An 18,632-nucleotide genomic window follows, 5' to 3' on the forward strand; every position below is an offset into this window, starting at 1 on the left:
GATGAGCAAGATGAAGCGGTTTGTTCAAGGCGACAATCGTACGCAAAGCTTTCTCGGCTCTGGTGCAAATAGCGCGGGGGCGACTCGGTCAAGGTGTCGGTCTGAACGAATTGAGAGCCGCCGATGAGCAAGTTGAAGAGTCTGGAGGAATTGTTCGCGGGCCGTCATTTTGACCGCGATGTGATCATTCTGTGTGTTCGCTGGTACCTGCGCTACAAACTCAGCCTGCGCGATCTGGTCGAAATGATGGCGGAACGGGGTCTGTCGCTGGCGCACACGACGATCCTGCGCTGGGTGCGTCGCTTTGCGCCGGAATTCGTCAAACGGTGGAACCGCTTTTGCAGGCCCACCGGCCAGTCGTGGCGTGTCGACGAGATTTACCTCAAGCTGCGCGGCAAGTGGGTCTATCTTTATCGGGCGGTGGATCGGGCAGGTCAGACGGTCGACTTCATGCTCAGCGCCAGGCGTGACGTGAAGGCGGCAAAAGCGTTTTTCAGGAAGGCAATCAAACATCAAGGCCAGCCGCCGAAGACCACCACGCTTGATGGCTACGCCGCCTCGCACCGCGCCGTGCGCGAGATGAAGGCCGATGGCTTGCTGCCGGAGGACACGAAGGTCCGATCCTCGAAATATCTCAATAATCTGGTCGAGCAGGACCACCGCAACATCAAGTCCCGGACGAAAGTCATGCTCGGCTTCCAACGTTTCCGGAACGCAGCGATCACTCTCTCAGGTATTGAACTGGTACATCGAATTCGCAAGGGCCAATTTAGCCTCGCGAAACTCCGCCTCAAAGATACCGCTGCGCCCGCTGTCTGGATGGCCGTCCTGTCTGCCTGATCAGGTATCCTTTATATAACAAAATATCTCGTCCATATCGACTATTTGCACCAGAGCCACTGATCCCGGAGCGACGAGATGGCCCCGGTTTTGACAGCGCTTTGACACCTGAAAGACGCATCATCGAACGGTTTGCTTGCGCTCATCTTCTCAACACGTACCTGCCATCCTTCATGGATGACTTTTCCCCGGTCGCTCACCACCACGCCTTTTGAACGCAGCAGCACCGGGCGGTTTGAAGCCTGCCCCTGCAGGCCGACTCCGGGAGGCCCGCTCTCATCTTCAGTACAGCACCACAAGCTTTCGCCTGTGTTCGTGACGCACTCTCATCCAGATGCCATATGCTGCCCGGCCTGGGCCTCGCCGCTTTGGCGCACCGGGCGAATTCACCGCCGAATTTGTCGCACCAGCAACGGATCGTTTCGTAAGTGACCGCTCACCACGCTCGAGCAACAACTCCTCGACGTCGCGCAGGCTAAGGCTGAACCGGAAATACCACCGAACCGCGCAACTGATGACGGCGGCAGGGAAGCGGTGACCGTGATAAAGCGATTTCGTTTTCTTCATCACTTCATTCTACCGCCGCCTCCCCATCAACCTGCCAGTGCCTGATCGTGAAGTGCCCATCAAGATCCGCCAGTCGAAATATCTGAACAACCTCGTCGAGCAGGACCATCGGGCGATCAAGCGGCGCACCCGGCCCATGCTGGGCTTCAAGAATTTTCGCTGTGCCCGGATCCTTCTGGCCGGCATTGAGCTTATGTTAGCGGCGGTGCAAACCCGGCACTAAACGGCGGCGCAAGGTTGAGTAAAAGCGTCAACAACAGGGGGCGGTTATGGCCCGCTGTTGTTGTGCGATGGTCATCAGAATGGATCGTCGATCTCGTTCGTCCCTCGATCCTTACCGCGACAAAACCCCTTCAGGTGCACGACCCCGTCCGGTTCGCCGCGCGGGGGTTTTGGTCGTGCATCGATGCAGGTACTTCGCTCACCGCCGCTATAAGGCCGCGGCCTTGCCGGCATAAGCGAACTCATTGACCGGGTACAACACGAGGCATGCCTGTGGCTATCGGTGGATTCGTCGGGCGTTATCCCGTCGATTGCCGTCGCTGATCTCCGCACAGTGAGGCACTTCAGACGTATGCGTCACCCGGCTTGTCACCAAGCGCGATCTCGCCGCTTTCGGCAAGATCGCGCGCGACCAGCAAAACCTTGCGCTGTTGTGCTTCGACTTCCGAGAGGCGCACTGGGCCGAGCACCTCCATATCTTCGGCAAACAGTTCAGCCGCGCGCTGCGACATGTTCGTCATGAATTTCTGACGCAGCTCGGGCGGCCCAACCTTCAGTGCAATAACCAGTGTCTGCGAGTCGACTTCCCTGAGCAGGAGCCGGATCGCCCGATCGTCAAGTACGACCAGCTTCTCGAAGGTGAACATCTCTTCGATGATCCTTTGCGCGAGATCAACGTCGTAGCTGCGTACGTTCCCGATCACCGATTCTTCATGCTGGCTCGACAGGTAGTTGAGGATTTCCGCGGCCGCGCGAACGCCTCCAACCGCCTTGCGTTTCACGTTCTCGGTGCCTGACAGCAACTCTGTCATCACCTCATCGAGTTCGCGCAATGCGGCCGGCTGGATGCCATCGAGCGTGGCGATACGCAGCAGCACGTCGTTGCGTGTGCGTTCGGTGAAGCATTCGAGCACGCTGGAAGCGTGGTCCGGATCCTGGTGCACCAGGACTGTCGCGATGATCTGCGGGTGTTCGTTTTTGATCAGTTCGGCGACGGCTGGCGCATCCAGCCACTTCAGGCCTTCGATGCCTCCAACGTCGTCACCCTGAAGAATGCGGTCGATGACGTTGCCAGCCTTGTCTTCGCCGAGCGCCCGGGTTAGCACCGACCGGATGTAATCCTTCGAGTCCAGCGACAGCGTCGTTTGCGTTTCTGCTTCCTTGATGAAGTCCTGCAGCACATCGTCGACGGCACCGCGTGTGACGTTTTTCAGCGCGGCCATTGCGCCAGTGATCTTCTGCACCTCACGTGGGGCGAGGTGTCGGAAGGCTTCAGCCGCTTCGTTTTCACCTAGCGACATCAGCAGCAACGCGGCCTTGTTGATTCCTTCGGCGTTCACTGAGCGCTCCATGACTTACCAACAGCGACTGCAACGATCTTCCGATCTCTCTTTGCCAGCAATCGTGCGTGGTTCAGTTTTTGTTCGAACGCTGGGAGCAATGCTCCATCCTTCAGTCGTCTGCGTCCCGGAGACGTCAAACGACGACGGACCCAAGGCCGGCCACGACGTGGCGGAACTACGTAGCGGACACGTTGTGCCTGCCGGTCCGCCTTTGGACCGGGATAGTACGCCAACGTGAACGTTGCGGGATCCATGTGTCGGCATCTCGCCCGCGGGGTGCGGTCAGGTTGACCCACTCGTAAGCGTCGTGCCCTAGCCTGCCCACTTCGCGCCATACGGCGAAGGGGATCTCTCGACGGGCCGCATGGCGATCGACGAGGCCCTGGCATGCTGCGGTCATCTGTCGAAGCAGCACAATCGCACGCGTTTCAGGGCCTTCCCCGTGCTGGTCGAGCGCCGTCTTCGCCTCCTGAGCCCGTTGAACCATAGCCCGCCATTGAGAGCCCCGGATTTCCTGAGCGTAAGTGCCGCGCTGCGCGAGCGCGCTCGAAACAATGTAGAGGTTTTTGAGCGCACTGATGACCTCGAATGGCGGCACGACGCAACCTTCTCTGCAGTCCGGTCGCGCGTGCGTCATCAGCATGCCCTCGACAGGTCCGCCAGCGGTGCGATCGCAGAACCCGTTCCAGAGGAAGTCATGTCCTCCGCTGAGGAACGGGCGCAATGGAAGACGTTAGCCAGACGGGGTAGGTCCGGCCTGGGTAGTGGTGTATGGAAGGTGCCGGTCAAGGTGGCGCACATGGGGCGTGACAAGTGTGGTGTGTTAGGGATTCGCCGAACTGCTCGGGTCGTTTTCTGCTTTTCGCACGGATATGTTTAACCGATAAGGAAAGCAATAGCCGGACTACTTTAGTCTTTGCGGCCGAAACACGCCTGAGCGGCTTCGGCGGGCAACAGGCCGGCGTCGAAATAGCCAGGAAGACGCTTTATGGTCGCGGGGTCGGGATAATACGGCGGGCAGATAAATTCCGCTTCGACGCTTCCCTGTACCAGGCACGCGTCCACTGGTCCAGGCCCTGTTCGTATATCAGCGACACGTATTTCGACTCGTTAAACATGGTGATTTCCGAAAGCTCAATAGACGCGTTCGCCAGACATGATCGCCCGGACACTGCGTGTGGGTAACCAGCCAACGCGACCGCGCCAGTCACTGCGGTACCGGGACACTACATTCCGCGACCGGGGTGCTGAGCAGGTCGAGCAGCGCAGATAGTCGATTCCGGTCCTGGGCCGACAGCCCGGGGCGTACCAGCAGGCACTCAATCTGCGATATCCAGTAGTCGCGACGGAGAAGTTGCGGGCGACGAACCAGCGCGTTCAACGCCTTCTCCATTTGTTCAATGTCGGTCTTTACCATATTCACGTTTGTCTCCCTCCGGCGATCCTCTGAAAACCTGGAATGTCACATCGGCTGTCGCTGTTGCGAAGCCGACACCCGCTCGAATGCCAGACCGCTGCCTCCGTCACCTGTGCAACCTTGACAGCGGTCAGCACAGACTGCGACCCGACACGCGTTACCAGTAATTGAGCCATATCGCCACGAGGACGTAGGCGAGGACAACGAGCCAACTCAGGATGAGACTACGGGAAGTGAACATGCTAATGCGTGTGCTCATTTCGTCCCTTCAGACCGGCTCTGCAGCAGTCCACCGTGTCCAGCCGCCTTGCCCATCCACATCGGCGACGCGCAAGGCGCGGGAGCCGTCGGTGAACGTCAGACATTCAACGCGAAGACGCCGGTCTGCGTTAGTGTCATCTGCGTGGACTCGCCGCCTTCATGCCTGAAATGCAGCTTGCCTTCCCGCAGAAGCTCCAGCGACGGCTGGCCTGCCGGGCACGGTCGTTTGCGGTCCCACCGGTTCAGGAGCGTCGCGGCAATTTCTGCGTCGAACATGTTGAACTTTCCTCAGCGGGCTGACATTCCTGTCAGCCCAAAGCCAGTATTAGTGCGCTTCTTGCGCCGCCTTAAAAACTGCCGTCACGCCTGGATACGGGACGCACTCTTCGCCCGGTGCACGTGACGCAGCAACCATGCGTCGAAGCCCCCTATGGCAGCCAGACTGACAAGTCTCGGGAGCAACGCCAGTCACAGCTTTCGGGCAAACGTTTGCTTTTGCATGTCCGACCGTAGCCACGGTATGGATTGATTTGACATGTATTACGGCGTCCGTTCCCGCTATTTTAACTGGCGTAAACCCTTAATTCGCCAACTGCCTGCTTGGGCGCGTGGCAGTGCAATAATGTGCGCTGCACAGGTTCGGGCATGGCCCTCGAATTGTCCAGAATCCTTTGGCCGACATGACCTGTCGGCTTTTTTTCGGGCGCGACGCGAACGAATGCGCCAAAAGGAACGTTGACCACCAGCGATAAATCGACGCATCAGGGTGCTGGGGACAAGGCCCCGCCATGCGTGTGACCTCTCACAAGCTGCCACATCCAGTTGCCTGCGACAGGCCGGGGATGCACGTCATGTTCTCAAGACATCGTCCTCGAGAGCCGATATCCACTTGTCAGGTGGCGTGTACCGAATGGCGTCGGACGTAGTTATCGTGTCCTTGAGCGCGTGCGGCAATTTTGCGGTCCCGTTACTGCCATCAGTAGTCAAACTGCCCGCTGAGGTCACCGGCGGCCATAGCACGCGAGACCTTCGCTGCCCGGTCGAACGGACAGGTTGATGGCACGAATGATTCCGATGACCGCCGTGGAGTTGGATACAACGCACTCGATAGGTTTTCATGTCAAAGAATGCACGAAAAAAGTCCCCGCACCGTTCCGGCAGGACCCCACTCACCAAAACGATGCTTCTACCGCCGACGCCAGAGAGGGTACGTGAGGTTTCGTTGCGCAATCACCTTGCACTGGCGGCGTGGCGCAGTGGGGCCGGAAACAGGGCACTCCTCCACGAATTGTTCGTCGCGCTCTACCTGAGCTATTTCCTTGGTGAGGCGGGGTTCGGGGACGAGACCCGCGGGTTCTACCAGGGCGCGCAGGAGGCGCTGGATCGCTGTATCGCGCGTGCCGCGATCGAGAACGACTGGGGCATCGAGCCAGAAGATAGCGTGGTACTTGAGCAACTGTTGCGCCTGTACGATCAGCAACTTGCAGCCGCCCCGAGGTATGTAGCAGACGGTGCGCGGAAGCGGCTTTTACGTTTTGCGGATAGCGACGAATCGTTGCCGTGGTAACGCCGCGCCTTGTTCGGCCGTCCATCCAATCTGGATCAGTAGCAGCCAGCGATGATCGTCGCTGATCAGCCATGAAGCGACATTGGTTTCCTGCCTTCCAACAGCCGCTCTACGTGCCGACGCGGCCGTTCACGGTCAAGACATTCCGCTTTAAGTAGTCGGTCTTGCAGAATGGCGAGAAGCCAGGCGGGGTAAGGGAATGGGTGCGAACCCGGGGTGGCGAAACTCCCAGATTCAATATGGAACTGGCATATCTTCTGGGAGTTGAGAGCCGCCGATGAGTACGCCCGATTGGGATTTCGCGCCGGACCGAATTTTGAGGAGATCAACAATGGCTGGATCGAGTCCCGACGGGTCGCCCGCGCTACCAGTAGGTAACGAAGAACCATATCAACACGAGGACGCCGGCCAGCACGAAGAGCCAACCCAGAACGAGCCCATCAACGTCATACCCACCAGTGTCAATCTCGCGGACGTGCTTGCCGACGAGCTGGACGAGTTGCGCGCGGTTCATCCTGACAGGCAGATTGAGCTGCACGTGAGTGGCAATTCACAGGGGGTCTGGGACGGCCACCGCCTGCAGCAATTGATCGGAAATCTTGTACTCAATGCCATTAAGTACGGGGCACAAGACACTCCAGTGCACGTGACAGTGACTGGCGACGTAGCACTTGTTCGTATCGACGTCAGCAACCGCGGACCTGCGATCGATCGCGCCACGCTGGCGCGCATTTTTGATCCCTTGATGCGGGGTCCGGACCATCAGAGCAAAGACGACAGGGCGGATGGCCTCGGACTGGGACTCTATATTGCAAGCGAAATCGCCAAGGCCCACCACGGTGCGATCGAAGCGCGGTCCGGCGAGACAGAGACCTCCTTTTCCGTGTCACTCCCACGTGCGGACGACGCGGGGCGAGGGGCTGGATAATTGACCCGATGGAAAGGCAATATCGACCTGAATCACTTGGGGAGCGTCTTGAACGCTACCGTACAGACGTTCCCTCTGTGCCGTGAGACGCTGACGTTTCCTACGTGCATCCGGCAATCGCGAGTCGCCCGAGCGGGTTTGCGGACCCGTTGCAGTTGGCAGAGCCCGCCCGGTCCTTGTTAGGAGCGGGCGCCAAACACCACTGGATTTCTCGGGCTGACCGCGATCCGGAAGTCAAAAGAGGAAGCATCATGTCGGCGCAGAGAATCTCCTACCGGCGGTATCTGGATATTTCCTGTAAGCGTCGCTCAGCCGTGAGCGATCGAGATATGAACCGCCCTCGCCGGCGAGCCGCCATCGCTTTTTCACACAACGTTCCGCTGACCCACGGCCATTTCGACCTGTCGCAGAGCAGGGTCGAAATTTTGTTGACGATTGCGCACGAGCTGTTCAATCGTTTGACCCCACTGCGACTCGCGGTTCAAACCCTCCGCACGGCATCTCCGGATCAGCCAGAGATACTCGGGGCGATTGACACGATTGACCGGGAGATTACCAGGATCGCGAGCCTTGCAGAGGATTTGATGGGCCACGTCTTTTCAGGCGAAAGGATTGCCGACGTAAACGCACCACGCCAGGGCTGACGGTCGGGGCAATGCGCAGCGACATTCTTGCCGTTAGTTCGACGCGCTCACACGGCTTCGTTACGTGATCCTGTCAAGACGACGCCTACGCATGCCGTGCGGTGCGGATCAGATGCCTGGGAGCGAAACACATGACGAACGAACATCGTGCCAAAGAGAATCACTTGCTCAGTGTTCTTCCGGACGCAGAATGGGCGCGTCTGGCAGCGCACCTGGTCCCTGTCAATATGCCCCTGGGGCAGGTTGTGTATGAGTCTGACGCAAACGTGGAGAACGTCTATTTTCCGAGGACGGCAGTTGTATCGATGCTGCACCTGATGCATGACGGAACGCCCGCAGAAATTGCGATCGTGGGTAACGAAGGACTCGTTGGGATCGCGCTTTTTATGGGTGGAGAGACGATGCCAAACAGGGCCATCGTGCAAAGCGCCGGGCAGGCATATCGCCTGGATGCCCGAATCCTGAAGGAGGAATTCGACAGAGCTGGTCCGGTGCAGCGGCTATTGCTACGCTATACCCAGGCATTGATCACGCAGATGGCCCAGACGGTCGTTTGCAACCAGCATCACTCGATGGACCAGCAAATGTGCAGATGGCTGCTGCTCAGTGTCGACCGCCTACCGCTGGACGAACAGAAAATGACGGTTGAACTGATTGCGAACATGCTTGGGATCCCAAGGGCCGGCATGACCGAAGTGGCAATGAAGCTGCAGGATGCCGGGTTGGTACGATGCAGCGGTAATCATGTTGAGGTGCTGGATCGGCCGGGACTCGAAAAGCGCGCGTGCGAATGCTATGGCGTGGTGAAACGGGAGTTCGACCGACTGTTGCCCGATATGCAGGCGATATAAAGGTTCTGGCCTGGTTCGCCTGATGTTGGCGTTACTCGCTGCGGTCTGTCGCTGGGCGCGGATCGTTCGAGCGAGTATCCAGAGTGGCCGAGCCGCAGAGCGTCGCATTTTGATCTGCGAGCGTCTCATACTAGTACAAGATCCCTCAAATAGCTTTAATAATTGTCTGGCTGCAAATAAGGTTGCAGGAGCGTGACAACCAGTTGAGCCATTTCGGCGAGCGAACCTGAGCCAGGCAGAGGTTCCCATCGCCCGCTATGGCTACGAAAGGCCGCACCATAAAGATTGCGGCCGAGTTCACTCAGGCGTGCCACAACGGTCGACTCCTGATTGTCCAGGCGCTTGATCAGCAGATGACGCCCGTAAGCCTGCGTGACCACCTGGTCGTGGCCCAACAATTCGCGCAGCTGACGCTGCAGTTCGCTTGCATGATGTTTCGCGGGTAAGGCAGGCATGACCGCTCCGGTTCAGGATGCGCCAGTTTGCAACGGGTAGCCGCGGAAAGTCCATCTGAAGGGACGTGCCGTCTGGTTGCGCTCGCGGATGAACTGCTCTGTACGCTCGCGAAGATGCGCCGTGCTGGTGTGGCTGGCGTGACGTAGCACACGGCGCGTATAGAGCCCAAACCACAGTTCGATCTGGTTCACCCAGCTCGCGTGCAAAGGGGTGAAATGGAAATGAAACCGTCCATCGTGCCGCGCATTGAATGCCTGCCACACGGCCTGGGCGCGATGCGTGTTCAGATTATCCCAGATCACATGCACCTGCTTGCCCGGATACGCGGCTGCCACACTGTCCATGAAAGTCACCAGGTCGTCTTGGGTACGCCGGTCGCGGCAGCTTCCCAGTACCCGTCCGGTATGAACATCCAGCGCGGCAATCAGCGACTGCGTACCGTGACGGATATATTCAAATTCCCGGCGGCGCAACCGTCCGGCTGCCGGGGCGCGCCCTGGATGCTTGCGCTCGATGGCCTGGATGCCGGTCTTCTCGTCAATACTCAGTACCACCGCATTCTTCGGCGCCTTGCGGTACAGCTTGCAGATCACGTTGACCTTCTCGCGAAACGCCGGATCCGGACTATGCAGCCACTGCTGCACCCGATGCGGGCGAACGTCGCCAGCCTGCAGGATGCGCTGCACATGGCTGCGACTGATTTGTTCGACGATCCCTCGCTCGACTGCACGCGTCACAATCTCATCGAGCGTCGGCGTGGCCCGACCTTGCGCTTCCTGCACTTCACACGCCAGTGCGATCAGCTGCAGCCGCGTCTCCTGCGTGATGCGCGGCGGACGACCACTGCGCTCTGCCTCCCGAATCCCCTGCGCGCCTTGCCGCGCAATGCGCTGGCGCCACTGGCTGACGGTCTGCACGGACACGCCCAGTTCCTGTGAGATCGCCGCGCTCGTGTAGCCCTCGTGAGCCATTAACGCGATGCGTGCCCGTGTCACATCGCGCTGTGCAGCCGTCGTGCGTCGGATCAGCGACTGCAGCTCCTGTCTTTCCTTTCTGGCCAGCTTCACTGGCGTTGCATGGCGTCCTCGACTCATACCGCCAGGATAAACCATGCAATCAATTATTAAAAGTAATTGCGGGATGTTGTACTAGCGTGAGATCGGACGACCGTGACCGTAGGTTGGCCGGCTGAAGTGGGTCCAGCCTGTGTGAAAACGTGCTGATCGCCTAAACTGAAGCAACGCATTCAGGGCGGGTGGGCACATGAAGCGATTCGTCGAAGGCGAAGACCGAAGACAAGCCGTCTTGCTACCCGAGTATCTCGACGACTTTGTCGCCGACGACAACCCGGTCCGTGTAGTGGATGTCTTCGTCGACGAACTTGATCTGCGTGATCTCGGCTTTGACGGAACTGCGCCAACTGCAACAGGACGGCCTTCTTATCATCCATCCGTTCTGCTTAAGATATATATCTACGGCTATCTCAATCGCATTCAGTCAAGTCGGCGTCTGGAGCGCGAGACTCAACGCAATATTGAGCTCATGTGGCTCACGGGCCGCCTTTCACCGGATTTCAAGACCATTGCCGACTTTCGCCGTGACAACGGCAAAGCGATCCGCAATGTATGCCGGCAATTCATCGTGTTGTGCCGTAACCTGGACCTGTTCTCAAAGTCGATTGTGGCCATTGACGGCAGCAAGTTCAAAGCCGTCAACAATCGTGATCGCAACTTCACGAGTGGTAAGGTCCGGGCACGCATGCAGCAGATTGATGAGAGCATCGCGCGTTACCTTGCGGCGATGGAGACCTCGGACCGGACGCAATCCGATGTCGCCGAGGCGAAGACGAGCCGCATCAGCGACAAGATCAAGAAGCTCAGGCAGCAGATGCAAGACCTCAAGGCAATGGAGCAGCGACTGCGCGACTCACCCGATGGACAGGTCTCGCTGACTGATCCGGACGCGCGTTCCATGGCCACCAGCGGTCGGGGAACAGGGATGGTTGGCTACAACGTTCAGACGGCCGTTGATGCCACGTCGCATCTGATCGTGGCACACGAGGTCACCAATGTTGGCAATGATTGTAACCAGCTGACGAACATGGCCGGGCAGGCGCGAGTGGCTACCGGCATCGAAAATCTGACCGTTGTTGCTGACCGGGGTTACTTCAAGGGCGAGGAAATCCTGCAATGCGATGAGGCGGGTATTACGGCATTCGTTCCCAAACCACTGACGTCGGGCAGTAAAGCAGATGGGTACTTCGGCAAGCAGGACTTTGTCTACGTTGCCGAAGATGATGAGTACCGTTGCCCAGCGCAACAGCGGCTTACCTGGCGTTTCACAAACATCGAGCACGGTATGACGCTGCATTGCTACTCGAGTTCGGCTTGTGCCACCTGCGCAATCAGAAAGCAATGCACATCCGGGAAGCAGGCCCGCCGGATAAAGCGCTGGGAGCATGAGGGCGTAGTCGAAGCAATGCAGCAGCGACTCCATCAGAAGCCGGAAATGATGCGCATACGCCGTCAGACCGTGGAGCATCCGTTTGGCACGCTCAAGTTCTGGATGGGCGCTACGCACTTCCTGATGAAGACACGCGAGCATGTCAGCACCGAGATGAGTCTGCATGTGCTCGCATACAACCTCAAGCGTGTCATGGCGATCTTAGGCACTGCGGCGTCAATGCAAAAGATGAGGGCCTGAAGAGAGGCCTTACATCAAACCGGCTGCACCGCGGCGAACCGGAGCGCTTCTGGAACTCGTCGATGAATCTTCGCATTCTGACCAGCCCGAAGGTCCTCCAACCATACAGCGGGCTAAAACAGCCGCCAATGGCCGTGATCGAAGGTACGAACTCGTCGAGCCACATCGGTTCGCGTTTTTACACAACCTGGGTCGCCTGCGGCCCATCGCGCAACGATAGCGCCTATCCAGATGGCTCCTCCAATGGCTTCTCGATGTACGTATGCAAGGGTGGCGTGAGCGCGCTTTTCTTGCCGACACGTTGTATCAGTTGACCGGACCTTTGCGTGGCACTGTGAAGTTCATCTCCCGTAAAGGCTCACCCTGGCGATCCGTGTCGATCAAACATGCAACTAACCGTGCGGCCCCTCTGCATCCCCGTCAACCGCAAACCCGGTCTCCAGTTGGGCAAGCAGAAGCTACACCGCTAGTTGTCCAGGCGGCCTATCTCGGCTGCGCGCGCCTGTTCTCCGTCTGTTCTGTAAAATTGAAGATAGGCAACGGGAAGGTCAGGACAGGAAGTTAAAAGTTCGCAGCTGAATGCGGGAGGTAGAAATCATGGACGTTATTGACCTTGATGCCAGCTGTCGCGGCGGACCGAGATGAAATTTCGTTTCGCCTGACCGGGCATCGCAGCGAGATCGTGTGTGCGATTACGCGAGGGGCGCTGGAAGCGCAATTCTGGTTGCCGCGAGACGCTGACCAGGTCCGGATGCTCAAGGCATTTGCGGACGGACGGCAGCGCATTATCGCGGTTGCCGAAAGAAAAGTCCGCCTTCGTCCGGGTCAACCAGTCAGGCTCACCGTCGACAATTTCCAGATCAGGCGGTAGGGCCTGACTGCCCTCGGTTACCAGTGAATACGATGTTTCTCGTCGGTCTCGCGGTGCCGGCGATCGTCATCGACGTGAAGATACAGACTGGTCGTCGTCAGTGACGCATGCCCAAGGTTATCGCACAAGAGTCGCAGATCGACCTGCTGGTCCGCCATGTGGGACCCTGCGCTGTGACGCAGCCAGTGTGCAGATGCCTGTTGCAGGCGGTCCGCGCGCTGCGCATGGTCTTCACCACGCGCACGCAGGGATTGCGCCGCACGGCGCTGTCAAGTTGACGGGCGTAGACCAGCTGTGTAGCTCAAGAGTAGTTATCCTTATTAGATAACTTTATCGGCTGCGGTAGTGACAGTCCAACCATGCCAAGCGGCGAAGCGTTCTTTGAGTACGGCGCGGTGACACGCCGCGTTCATTTGATGTCTGGGTAACGCGAAGTGCTGCCGGATTGGGCCGAAGCATGAGAGAAACGCCTGCGTGCGATGCGCATCGCGAAAGCCGCGCATCTGGCGTTCTCGCTGGCGGGTCGGCTGGTGGCTGTTCTCGGCACGGTTGTTCACGCGTGCAGCCGCTTTGACGAAAACGTGCTTCACATGAGCGAGCTCGGGAATGTCAGCCTTCGCCGCCGCATAGCTGCGCAGCTGGTCGGTAACGATCCTGCGCGGCACCGGGTTTGAACGCAGCACCCTCTGGAAGAAGCGCTTTGCCGCGGCCTTGTCGCGCCGCTTTTGCACCAGCACGTCGAGTTCAGCACCATGCTCGTCGACTGCTCGCCACAACAGATACGGCTCGCCGCGCAGGGTCACGAACATCTCGTCCAGATGCCATGTGCTGCCCGGCTTGCGCCTCGCCGCTTTGGCGCACTGGGCGAATCCAGCGCCGAACTTGTCGCACCAGCAACGGATCGTTTCGTACGTGACCACGACACCACGCTCGAGCAACAACTCCTCGATGTCACGCAAGCTCAATTGAAAGCGGAAGGCAGTATGACTTTGCGTGAGGCAAGGGCTGGCCCGCCGTGGGGAAACTGAACGCGGGTTAGCATTGCTGTCAGAGCCGCACGGGCGTGGACTGGGCCATGCCCCGGCGATTTCCTCCACGGAGGCCAGCATGCGAAACGATAGCACGGTGTACGTTGGACTGGATCTTCACAAGGACTCGATCACGGTCGCCTACGCGATCGACGCGGGCGAGATCGAGCTGCTGGGCAAGACCGGTACGACCGGGGCCGACATCGATCGCCTGTGCACACGCCTGCAATCCAAGGCGCCGCACGTGCGCGTCGTGTACGAGGCAGGTCCATGTGGTTACGGGCTGTACCGTCAGCTCTCGTCCAGAAGGGCTTCGACTGCATGGTCTGCGCACCTTCACTGATCCCGCGCAAGCCGGGCGAGCGCGTAAAGACCGACCGGCGTGATGCCATCAAGCTGGCGCGCTCGCTGCGCGCCGACGACCTGTCGGCCGTGTACGTGCCCGGCATTGAAGACGAGGCATTCCGGGATCTCGCCCGCGCGTGGGCGGCTGCCCGCGAGGATCTGCGACGTGCACGGCATCGACTGAAGTCGTTCCTGCTCGCGCATGGCGTCCGTTATACCGGTAGCGCAAACTGGGGCGAGGCGCACCGTCGCTGGCTGGGCCGCTGTTCGTTTCCCAGCGCCTGGCAGCACCTTGCCTTTGACGAACACCGGCGCACGATCGAGGACCGGCTTGCGCAGTGCGCCCGTCTCGAAACAGCCGTACGCGAAGCGGTGATCTCCTGGCGCTTCTATCCGGTAGTGCTGGCCCTGCAGGCCATGCGGGGCGTCCAGTTCGTTACCGCCGTCGGGATGATTTCAGAAGTGGGCGACCTGTCCCGCTTCGAACACCCGCGTCAGCTGATGGCCTGGCTCGGCGTAACGCCATCCGAGCATTCATCGGGAGGCAAACGCCGCCAGGGCAGCATTACCAAAACCGGCAACAGCTACGCCCGAAGACTGCTGGTCGAAGCGGCCTGGAGTTACCGCCATCCTGCCCGCGTCAGTCCGGAAATCCAGGCCCGTCTCGAAGGTCTGCCCAAGGCCATCATCGACCGCGCCTGGGACGCCCAGGTGCGGCTGTGCCGACGATTCCGCCGGCTGACCGCGCGAGGCAAGCCCATCAACATCACGGTCGTGGCTATTGCCCGCGAACTGGCGGCGTTCATCTGGGACATCAGTCGACTGGCCATGGCGCTTGCAATACCTCGCAGCAAACCGCCCGCGGCCTGTGTGTGATTTCCCGAACAACGGAAGGAGTTTCCTGAAGGCGGCGCAGCCCGGCATCCGAGCAACCCGCGATGGTATTACGCAACGGGCATCACCAACTTGCGGCGGAAGTTAGCGGCAGGCTCATGAGGCGGACCTCTGTAATGCGGTATCCAACCCGCGGATGTCAGTGTGATCCACCGTCGAGACTTACTGCTGCGCCGCCCTCAGGAAATTCATGCGTCGATGCAACCTGGAAACCAATTTCGCGATTGACACGCAAAGTCATATCAATACCAGCGAACAGCGCAACTGATGACGGCGGCAGGGAAGCGGTGACCGTGATAAAGCGATTTCGTTTTCTTCATCACTTCATTCTACCGCCGCCTCCCCATCAACCTGACAGAGCCGTCGTAACTGATATTGAAGTTCTCTGTAGTGATTGAGTGCATAACCATAGTTACTCTCCATGCCTTAATGTTAAGTTTGCATTATCGCAAGCCGCTTGAACCTCCGTTTCAGGCTGGAATGACGGCATCGCAGGATTGGCCGTAGCGAAGTTGATTTTCGATGTACCGGAAATCATCACAAACGCTACACGCGGCCGCCTGTTCGGCAATTGGGTGCCCGAAAATAGGATCAGAAACGTGTTCGCTGTTCACTCGTGGCCAATTCAAAAGGGTCCTTGGCTGTCCTTTATTCTTGTGTATGGCAAACGATCGCAAGCTACAGATGTAGTTAGTATCTCGAGCCGAAACGCAGCGCCAGCTGTTTTCAATCGATCGCGCTAGCCATGTCGCAAGCCCTCGCTCCGAGGAAGCCGGCAGTCGGCGGGTCAGCGACTCGCGTGTTACATCTACATTTCGACGGTGCCGCTAGTTTTGGGCCCGCGTCGACGCATTTCACCTATCCGTTTTGACGCGTACTGCCGGGACAAAGGTGGGGGAAGTCGCGGCTCACGACCGACGCAAAGGCGCGTCGACAGCCGACTTACAGGCACATCAGGGATGCAGCGTGACGGCATAGTTGACGCCTTTCCACGTCTGAGTCGAGTTCCAGAAAAACGTGAATACGCGCGATGATCCGGCCTGGGCTGCTTCTGTGACGAGATCGACATAGTAGATGCCGACCGCCGTCGCGGTGGCTTCGATATCCTGCCACGTGGCCCAGTTGTCGCTCGAGCAGCGCAGCCGGAAAGGCGACGGCCAGGTGATTCGAAGTGTCGTGCCAGCCGGAATCGACGGCACTGGGCGGGCAAAGTTCCAGATTTCTATGACGCTGGAAGCGCGCGGCGGCTGACCCGGCTGAGGCTGATAGCGATTGGCGACGACATCGAGGCGGTCGAAGACGTCACCGTCAGAAATGGAGCGAACCAGTTTGATGTATTCGGCGTGTGCCCATGCGAGCGGCATGGCGGAGCCGGTCGGGCCGCCGGTCGTCAAGGACGGCAGATCTGGCATATCCCATACCTGCTCGGGAAGCAGACGTCGCCCGCCCGCGAACGCCTCAAGTGCGCGAAGATAGGTCGTCGGATCTCCGCCGGCGGCCAGTTCATAGTGGCCGCGTTCACCGCTGAGCAGCGGCCACGGGCGCCCAACGCCGGTGCCGGTCCAGGCTTGACCCTGAGCGCCTTGGCCGTAACCGTCGTGGTTGTACCGATAAAAGACCGGGCCCTGCTGTAGATCTTTTCTGATCATCGCGTCGACCACTTTTACTGAGTCGACGATGACGGGGTCATTTGCGGCGCGAATACCGTAGCGCACTAGTTCGAGAAAGCCCGCGTCCACGATTTCGTTTGCGTTGTACTCGCTACCCCAGACCCCTATTTGGGTGGTGTTCGGATCTTCTGGAAAATTGAAAACGCCATTGACGTACGCCGGCAAGATTCGAATGTAGTGCCGGGGCACGCCCGGAACCAACGAGCCTTGCGTGGTGACGCACCACGGCTCGAGGTGCGCTTCGAGAAAGTCCGCGTATTCGAGAAGAAACTGGGCAGTCTCGGCGTCCGTCCATTTTGTGGCACAGACCAACGCTGCGATGTTCGATGCCAGGGTCGAAGGGGAATAGCCCTCCTGTTCTTCCCATCGCTCCTGGGCAGTCATGGGGCCTTTCGCGATCAAGGCACCTGCGGCGGCCAGCACCATGCCGGTGGGATCGAACTGTTGCAGCAGCCCGGACTCGCTCAAGTGATAGGCCAGGATGATGGGGAAGGAGAATTCGTCGAGCTGCGTGGAGCCGTCGCGCCACGGCTCGCCGTTGATGAAAAACTTCTGCGGAAAACTGCCATCCTTCCCTTGCGACGTAGCGAGAAACATCAGTGCGCGCAGCGGCGCATCCTTCGCTTCAGCGGCGAGCAAAGCGAGTGCGCTTTGGCACATGTCGCGCGGCCAGACCATGTGGTAGCCAGCCGTCAGGTCCCAGACCGTCTGCCCCCACGGGATGCTCAACGAAGCGACCAATGCGCCTTCTGCTGTCTTATCCTCGTGCGCCAGCAAAACGTTGCGGCTGAGGTTGAAAAGCGCATCACCATCGCCCGTTACGTTAGCTTTGGGCTTAAACGGCGGAGGTGCAGCCGCGTCCGTCCAGCCTTTCAGGAATCCCTGGCGGTGGCTATATGAATCAGCGGGTCCGTCGAATGGATAGGCCAAGGCCTCGGATACGGCGGTCAGCGCCTTGTTGGGGGTGCTGATTAGCGTATCCCTCGGTTCGTCGACGCAGAATGCGAGCGCCAGAACGAATTGATTTCTCCCTGCGCGGTTGATCTCTGCCGTCATGGCGACATACCCGCCCGTCGCCGCGTCGTAATTCCAAATCGGCAAGCGCTTGTTGGCGATGATGTCGGTCCAGCCGTCATTCACTCCCACGAAGCCGCAACTGGTCATCCCAAAGCCGCAGTCGGCGCCCAACGCCAGCCAGTAGTTACCGCGGGTTGCGACGAGGCGATCGCCATTCGCGGTGCTGGCTCGCTGAGCGGTGTTGCCGGCACCGTAGCCGCCCATGTGCGGCGCTAAGAGAGCGTAGACGTGCAGCTTGTCGAGGAAATCCTGTTGCCCCTGCAATGTCGTGCGGACCAGCACGCAGGGCGAACCCTTCTCTGCGATGACGTCCTGCACGACGGTGTACGGCTGATCCTTTGCCGAAGCGGTTAGCCGGAAGGAAAGGGCGGGCGCATCAGGCCACTCACATTGGCAATCGAAGTCCCTCTGCGCGTCGTGAAAGAATGTCGAACCGTCGGTAATAATCAGTTGGAAGTCGCGCACTTGAGGGGTATCGACATCCGGGAAGTAGATCTCCGTGAGTATGCCCCCTGCTGCTGTGTACCAGACCTGGCTCGACAGCGAGTAGGCCGTACCGACGGCGTCCTTGTCCGCCCGGCTCCAGCTTAGCGGGATCCCCGGTGCGCCTGGAGCCGGAGCCGAGTCAAGCAGCTCTGCCATGGTCTACTCCCTGATGGTTGGGGCTGCGGACGAGGTCGTGCGTGGGAGACCGGCCGACTGGGCCGGACAGCGCGCTCAATCAGCATAGACGAAAACAAGCACAACTTTCTGAAATCCCAGCGTTCGCTTTTTGCAGGCGCGAGTTACCGCTGGGGTCGTCTGAAAGGCTTGCGCGGGGCATAGCTCGTGCCGCGCATGCCGGTCTCGGCACCATCGTGCGCCGTCTCACACCGGAGGTCGCAAAGGCGCAGCGACGCCGCGCTTCAGTGCGACGCTGTTCGTTGAAACGTGTACACGTGCGTGCTC

Annotated in this window: 14 protein-coding genes and 7 pseudogenes; 11 read left to right on the forward strand and 10 right to left on the reverse strand. The window is 59.3% G+C overall.

Features of this window, described 5'->3' with window-relative positions; all coding sequences use genetic code 11:
- Positions 1-132: 132 nt before the first annotated feature.
- Complete coding sequence (locus tag P0D84_RS43175; protein ID WP_408349814.1) at positions 133-840, forward strand: IS6 family transposase; 708 nt, start codon at positions 133-135, stop codon at positions 838-840.
- A 325-nt stretch (positions 841-1,165) separates the two neighbouring features.
- On the opposite strand, the pseudogene P0D84_RS43180 reads toward P0D84_RS43175, so the two are convergent.
- Positions 1,166-1,407: pseudogene (locus P0D84_RS43180) on the reverse strand (IS6 family transposase); the annotation flags it as partial.
- Between the two features lie 43 nt (positions 1,408-1,450).
- Here P0D84_RS43180 and P0D84_RS43185 point away from each other — a divergent pair.
- Positions 1,451-1,630, forward strand: a pseudogene (locus P0D84_RS43185) (DDE-type integrase/transposase/recombinase); the annotation flags it as partial.
- A gap of 343 nt (positions 1,631-1,973) precedes the next feature.
- On the opposite strand, the gene fliG reads toward P0D84_RS43185, so the two are convergent.
- Entirely contained in the window at positions 1,974-2,969 is a 996-nt protein-coding gene (gene fliG, locus P0D84_RS43190) for a flagellar motor switch protein FliG (protein WP_408348913.1), read from the reverse strand.
- 367 nt (positions 2,970-3,336) lie between these two features.
- On the opposite strand from fliG, the gene P0D84_RS43195 reads away from it, so the two are divergent.
- Positions 3,337-3,852 (forward strand): hypothetical protein, encoded by a 516-nt coding sequence (locus tag P0D84_RS43195; RefSeq protein ID WP_408348916.1) that lies wholly within the window; start codon positions 3,337-3,339, stop codon positions 3,850-3,852.
- 327 nt (positions 3,853-4,179) lie between these two features.
- On the opposite strand, the gene P0D84_RS43200 is transcribed toward P0D84_RS43195, so the two are convergent.
- Together P0D84_RS43200 and P0D84_RS43205 are read right to left on the reverse strand one after the other, a co-directional pair.
- Positions 4,180-4,395 (reverse strand): hypothetical protein, encoded by a 216-nt coding sequence (locus P0D84_RS43200; protein WP_408348919.1) that lies wholly within the window; start codon positions 4,393-4,395, stop codon positions 4,180-4,182.
- 351 nt (positions 4,396-4,746) lie between these two features.
- Positions 4,747-4,926 carry a hypothetical protein gene (locus P0D84_RS43205; RefSeq protein WP_408348922.1) on the reverse strand — a complete coding sequence of 60 codons (180 nt, stop codon included), beginning with the start codon at positions 4,924-4,926 and terminating at the stop codon, positions 4,747-4,749.
- Positions 4,927-5,872: 946 nt separating this feature from the next.
- Here P0D84_RS43205 and P0D84_RS43210 point away from each other — a divergent pair.
- The 4 genes and pseudogenes from P0D84_RS43210 to P0D84_RS43225 all read left to right on the forward strand — a co-directional run bounded on the left by P0D84_RS43210 (position 5,873) and on the right by P0D84_RS43225 (position 8,640).
- Complete coding sequence (locus P0D84_RS43210; RefSeq protein ID WP_408348925.1) at positions 5,873-6,217, forward strand: hypothetical protein; 345 nt, start codon at positions 5,873-5,875, stop codon at positions 6,215-6,217.
- A gap of 439 nt (positions 6,218-6,656) precedes the next feature.
- Positions 6,657-7,145 (forward strand): annotated as a pseudogene (locus tag P0D84_RS43215) (sensor histidine kinase); the annotation flags it as partial.
- Positions 7,146-7,396: 251 nt separating this feature from the next.
- On the forward strand, positions 7,397-7,789 hold the full coding sequence (locus P0D84_RS43220) for a hypothetical protein (protein WP_408348928.1): 393 nt from the start codon (positions 7,397-7,399) through the stop codon (positions 7,787-7,789).
- Between the two features lie 131 nt (positions 7,790-7,920).
- Positions 7,921-8,640, forward strand: coding sequence for a Crp/Fnr family transcriptional regulator (locus P0D84_RS43225; protein ID WP_408348931.1), 720 nt, complete (start codon positions 7,921-7,923; stop codon positions 8,638-8,640).
- 155 nt (positions 8,641-8,795) lie between these two features.
- Here the strand turns inward: P0D84_RS43225 and P0D84_RS43230 are convergent, their stop codons facing one another.
- Both P0D84_RS43230 and P0D84_RS43235 read right to left on the reverse strand, forming a co-directional pair.
- Positions 8,796-9,095, reverse strand: a complete 300-nt coding sequence (locus P0D84_RS43230; protein ID WP_169491107.1) for a hypothetical protein — start codon at positions 9,093-9,095, stop codon at positions 8,796-8,798.
- 12 nt (positions 9,096-9,107) lie between these two features.
- Positions 9,108-10,190: an IS630 family transposase gene (locus P0D84_RS43235; RefSeq protein ID WP_211709225.1), complete on the reverse strand. Its 1,083-nt coding sequence runs from the start codon at positions 10,188-10,190 to the stop codon at positions 9,108-9,110.
- A 169-nt stretch (positions 10,191-10,359) separates the two neighbouring features.
- Between P0D84_RS43235 and P0D84_RS43240 the strand changes: the two genes are divergently transcribed.
- From P0D84_RS43240 to P0D84_RS43250, 3 genes are all read left to right on the forward strand, one after another.
- Positions 10,360-11,799, forward strand: coding sequence for an IS1182 family transposase (locus P0D84_RS43240; protein WP_408348934.1), 1,440 nt, complete (start codon positions 10,360-10,362; stop codon positions 11,797-11,799).
- A 62-nt stretch (positions 11,800-11,861) separates the two neighbouring features.
- Positions 11,862-12,113: a hypothetical protein gene (locus tag P0D84_RS43245; protein ID WP_408348937.1), complete on the forward strand. Its 252-nt coding sequence runs from the start codon at positions 11,862-11,864 to the stop codon at positions 12,111-12,113.
- Positions 12,114-12,415: 302 nt separating this feature from the next.
- Positions 12,416-12,670, forward strand: a complete 255-nt coding sequence (locus tag P0D84_RS43250; protein WP_408349817.1) for a DUF1488 family protein — start codon at positions 12,416-12,418, stop codon at positions 12,668-12,670.
- Between the two features lie 17 nt (positions 12,671-12,687).
- Here P0D84_RS43250 and P0D84_RS43255 read toward each other — a convergent pair.
- Positions 12,688-12,930: pseudogene (locus P0D84_RS43255) on the reverse strand (tyrosine-type recombinase/integrase); the annotation flags it as partial.
- A gap of 60 nt (positions 12,931-12,990) precedes the next feature.
- Positions 12,991-13,647, reverse strand: a pseudogene (locus P0D84_RS43260) (IS6 family transposase); the annotation flags it as partial.
- Between the two features lie 130 nt (positions 13,648-13,777).
- Between P0D84_RS43260 and P0D84_RS43265 the strand changes: the two are divergent.
- A pseudogene (locus tag P0D84_RS43265) lies at positions 13,778-14,919 on the forward strand (IS110 family RNA-guided transposase).
- 263 nt (positions 14,920-15,182) lie between these two features.
- Here the strand turns inward: P0D84_RS43265 and P0D84_RS43270 are convergent.
- Positions 15,183-15,257, reverse strand: a pseudogene (locus P0D84_RS43270) (IS6 family transposase); the annotation flags it as partial.
- Positions 15,258-15,890: 633 nt separating this feature from the next.
- A complete protein-coding gene (locus tag P0D84_RS43275; RefSeq protein ID WP_408348940.1) occupies positions 15,891-18,326 on the reverse strand; it encodes a glycoside hydrolase family 15 protein in 2,436 nt (811 codons plus the stop codon).
- Positions 18,327-18,632: the final 306 nt, after the last annotated feature.

Source organism: Paraburkholderia sp. RL17-337-BIB-A (assembly GCF_046025895.1).
Taxonomy (GTDB): domain Bacteria; phylum Pseudomonadota; class Gammaproteobacteria; order Burkholderiales; family Burkholderiaceae; genus Paraburkholderia; species Paraburkholderia fungorum_C.